Origin of the sequence: Nocardioides sp. (assembly GCF_024509035.1) — a bacterium.
Taxonomy (GTDB): Bacteria; Actinomycetota; Actinomycetes; order Propionibacteriales; family Nocardioidaceae; genus Nocardioides.
Genome location: NZ_JANINT010000195.1, coordinates 1 through 4,012 on the forward strand (window position 1 = coordinate 1; position 4,012 = coordinate 4,012).

Sequence of the window (4,012 nt, forward strand, 5' to 3'; positions counted from 1 at the left end):
GAGTCCGATGCCGCCGGCTACCCCGAGCTGGACGTGCGCACGATCCCGCACGCGATCCGGCACGCCACGGTCTTCGGTGCCGTCGACGGCGTCCGGCCCGGCAGCGGCATGGTGCTGGTCGCTCCCCACGACCCGCTGCCGCTGCTCGCCCAGCTCGAGAGCCGCGACCCCGGCGTCCTCAGCGTCGAGTACCTCGAGCGAGGTCCGGAGGCCTGGAAGCTCCAGATCGTCCGCGCCCCGCGCTGACCTCACGTCGACCCGCCCGAAAGTTTCGGGCGGGTCAACGGGGAGCGGGCCGGCGGACGGTGCGGTCCACGTGCACGAGCATCGCGACGAAGACCGTGACCGCGGCCGCGAACGCGACCCACAGCTCGATGCTGGCGATCCGGTGCACCAGCGGCAGGTCGTCGGCGCGGCCCAGGTAGATCCCCGCCGCGGCGTACATGCCGAGCGGGAAGATCATGCTCCAGAGGGTCGGGTCGTAGCGCAGCGGGATCTTGCGGACCACGTGGCGCCACCACCCGGCGGCCACCAGCGGCGGGATCAGCCAGGTGGCGAACGCCCAGAACACGACGGCCAGGCCGGCGACCAGCCCGCGCGTCGCGTCCACCATCGGCGCGTCGGCCATCTCCACGATCCGGGCACCGGCGAGCACCGTGATCGCCAGCGCCCCCATCGACACCCAGTACGGCGGGTTGAGGTCCTCGGGCCCGAACTCGTAGAGCATCAGCCGCAGCGCGACGATCACGCCGGTGGCGGCGTAGAGGAACACGCCGACCGACCAGGCGACGACCGCGATCAGCGCGAGAGCGTTGCGCCCGTCGCCTGCGCGCGGCTCGAGGGTGGCCGCCGCGGTCGCCACCGACTGGCTGGCGACCGTCCAGATGAACCACGTCCCGTTGGCGGTGGCGACCACCGGCCGCGGCTGCGGGCCGAGCACCGCCGTCCACGGCACGACGTACCCCAGCACCAGCCAGGCGCTGCCCGCCAGCGCGAACAGCACCGCGGTGGCGGTGTAGTGGCCGTCCAGCCCGAGCCGGACGCCGAGCACGTTGGTGCCGGCGACGAACGTGAAGAACCCGAAGCCGCGCCGCGGGTCGAGGAAGTCCTCGGTGGTGGCTGCCCGATAGGCGACGAACCGCCACGCCGTGAGCGAGAGCAGCAGCACGAACGCCGCCGCGCACACCACCAGCAGCAGCGTCGAGAGCACGTGGTGGCCCTGGAGCTCCATGCCGACCGAGAGGATGCCGCTGGCCATGACCAGCGCGAAGTAACCGGGTGCGAGACCCTCGACGCCGGTGCGGACACGGTCGGCGAGGGTGGGCGCGTGCGTGACGGACACCTCGGCAGGGTACGGCGCGACCGACCGGCCGGACAGATGTGTGAGGGTGGAGACGTGACGAGCCGACGGGACCGCTTCGAAGAGGTCGCGCCGGGGCTGATCGAGCCGCTGCGGCGGTTCCTGGCCCGCCGCACCGACCCCGCCACCGCGGAGGACGTGCTCGCCGAGACCCTGCTGGTGTGCTGGCGACGAGCCGAGGACCTCCCCGAGGAGCCGCTGCCGTGGGCGTACGCCGTGGCGCGCAACTGCCTGCGCAACGCCGAACGGGCCACGCGGCGCCAGGAGCGGGTCGCCGCCAGGATCATGGCCGTCGACCCGCCCGTGGAGACCGCCACCGGCGCGGACGACGGGGACGCGGACGCGGTCCGCGACGCGCTCGGACGGATGCGGCCCGACGACGCCGAGCTGCTCCGGCTGTGGGCGTGGGAGCAGCTGGAGCCGGCCGAGATCGCCACGGTCCTCGGCATCACCGCCAACGCGGCGAGCGTCCGCCTGCACCGGGCCCGCGGCAAGCTCGCCGACCAGCTCGGTAAGACCGGGGCCGGTGCCGGACATGAGGAGTCGAGAGAGAGGAGACGGCCGTGACCGACCAGCCCAGGGACCAGCACAGCGACGAGCTGCGTCACCGCCTGCGGGCGGCCGACCCGGCCTCCTCCTTGCCGCCGGCCGACCCCGAGGGGGTGGCCCGACTCCTGGAGGACGTCATGAGCACCGAGCTCACCACCGAGAACCGTGCCACCGGGACCCGGCAGCGCGGCCCGCTCACCTGGCTCGTGGCGGCGGCCGCCGTGCTGATCATCGCCGGCGTCGGCATCTTCGCGGTCGTCGGGCACGACGACGACCCGGCCGCCCCGCCGACGGCCGCCCGCAACCAGACCGTCACCACCTTGAACGCCCCCAGCGAGGCGGCGTACGCCGCCAAGTGCATGGTGCCCAATGCCGAGGTGATCGCCCAGCAGTCCGTGGCCTTCGAAGGCACGGTGACCACCGTTGACGAGGGGACCGTCACGCTGGCCGTCGACCACTGGTACGCCGGCGACGCCACCGACCTCGTCCGTGTCCAGGCGCCCGCGGAGGACCTGCGCGCGCTCATCGGCGCGGTCGACTTCGAGCCGGGCGGGCGCTACCTGGTCTCGGCGACCGACGGCCGGGTCACCGTGTGCGGGTTCAGCGCGGCGTACTCGCCCGAGCTCGCCGCGCTCTACGAGCAGGCGTTCTCGAACTGATCCCTGTCATCCTGGGCGGATGCACGGACTGCTGCTCGCCGCCGGTGCGGGCACCCGGATGGGGATGCCCAAGGCGCTGGTCCGTGCCCCCGACGGGGAGTCGTGGCTGGTGCGCGGCGCCCGTGCCCTCGCCGCGGGCGGCTGCTCGCAGGTGACCGTGGTGCTCGGGGCCTCAGCCGAGGAGGCGATCCCACTGCTCGAGGGCACCGGCGCGACCGCGGTGGTCGCCGCCGACTGGGCCGAGGGCATGTCGGCGTCGCTGCGCGCCGGGCTGACGGCCGCCGCCGCGACCGACGCCGAGGCGGTGGTCGTGACGCTTGTCGACCTCCCCGACGTGGGCGCCGAGGTCGTCCGCCGACTGCTCGACCCGGCACCGGGCCGGGCGACGCTGCGGCGGGCGACGTACGCCGGCCGGGCCGGCCACCCGGTCGTGCTCGGACGCGACCACTGGGCGGGCGTCGTGGGCCTCGCGGCCGGTGACACGGGCGCGCGCGACTACCTCGCCGGCCGCGACGTCGAGCTCGTGGAGTGCGGCGACCTCGCCTCCGGGGTCGACGTCGACCGACCGCGAGCGGCCGACTGACCAACCCCGGACCAACACCCGCCCCCGTAGCCTTGGTCCATGGAGCTCGCGTCCCCCGCTGATGTCGCCGCCCGGCTGGGCGCGACCGGCTACCTGAGCGACGACGCGCTCGCCACGGTCACCTACCTCGCGCTGCGGATGCAGCGTCCGCTGCTGCTCGAGGGCGAGCCGGGCACCGGCAAGACCGCGCTGGCCGAGGCGATCGCCGAGAGCCTGGGGCTGCCGCTGGTGCGGCTGCAGTGCTACGAGGGCATCGATGCGACGCAGGCGCTCTACGACTGGGACTTCCCGCGCCAGATCCTGCACCTGCGCGCGCTCGAGGCGGCCGGGGCGCGCGCCGACGTCGAGGAGGCCGAGAAGAGCCTCTACGACGCCCGCTTCCTGCTCGCGCGGCCGGTGCTGCGGGCACTCCAGGAGAGCCCCGCGGTGCTGCTGGTCGACGAGGTCGACCGGGCCGACGACGAGTTCGAGGCGTTCCTGCTCGAGGTGCTCTCGACCTATCAGGTCTCGATCCCCGAGCTCGGCACCGTCCGCGCGGCGACCCCGCCGTTCGTCGTGCTGACCTCCAACCGCACCCGCGAGCTGCACGACGCGCTCAAGCGGCGCTGCCTCTACCACTGGATCGACCACCCGGGTCTCGAGCGCGAGGTCGAGATCCTGCGCTCGCGAGCGCCCGAGGTGTCCGAGACGCTGCGCCGCCAGGTCGTCGGGCTCGTCCAGCAGCTGCGCGCCCGCGACGACCTGCAGAAGCCACCTGGAGTCGCCGAGACGCTCGACTGGGCCCGCGCGCTGCACCACCTCGGCAACGCCGAGATCGACCTGGCCGCGGCGTCGGCGACGCTGGGCGCGCTGGTGAAGTAC

6 protein-coding genes are annotated in these 4,012 nt (G+C 74.1%); 5 read left to right on the top strand and 1 reads right to left on the bottom strand.

Features of this window, described 5'->3' with window-relative positions; genetic code table 11:
• Positions 1-246 (top strand): DUF2249 domain-containing protein (locus Q0L15_RS14590; RefSeq protein WP_296605179.1); only part of this gene is annotated, 246 nt, incomplete at its 5' end.
• A gap of 34 nt (positions 247-280) precedes the next feature.
• Here the strand turns inward: Q0L15_RS14590 and Q0L15_RS14595 are convergent.
• Positions 281-1,342: a tellurite resistance/C4-dicarboxylate transporter family protein gene (locus Q0L15_RS14595; RefSeq protein ID WP_296605180.1), complete on the bottom strand. Its 1,062-nt coding sequence runs from the start codon at positions 1,340-1,342 to the stop codon at positions 281-283.
• Between the two features lie 54 nt (positions 1,343-1,396).
• Between Q0L15_RS14595 and Q0L15_RS14600 the strand changes: the two genes are divergently transcribed.
• The 4 genes from Q0L15_RS14600 to Q0L15_RS14615 all read left to right on the top strand — a co-directional run.
• Positions 1,397-1,927, top strand: a complete 531-nt coding sequence (locus Q0L15_RS14600) for a sigma-70 family RNA polymerase sigma factor (RefSeq protein WP_296605181.1) — start codon at positions 1,397-1,399, stop codon at positions 1,925-1,927.
• Positions 1,924-2,568 (top strand): hypothetical protein, encoded by a 645-nt coding sequence (locus Q0L15_RS14605; protein ID WP_296605182.1) that lies wholly within the window; start codon positions 1,924-1,926, stop codon positions 2,566-2,568. The genes Q0L15_RS14600 and Q0L15_RS14605 overlap by 4 nt, the downstream gene beginning before the upstream one ends.
• 19 nt (positions 2,569-2,587) lie before the next feature.
• Positions 2,588-3,151, top strand: coding sequence for a nucleotidyltransferase family protein (locus Q0L15_RS14610; protein ID WP_296605183.1), 564 nt, complete (start codon positions 2,588-2,590; stop codon positions 3,149-3,151).
• Between the two features lie 39 nt (positions 3,152-3,190).
• Positions 3,191-4,012, top strand: an 822-nt coding sequence (locus Q0L15_RS14615; RefSeq protein ID WP_296605184.1) for a MoxR family ATPase, incomplete at its 3' end; no start/stop codon positions are given.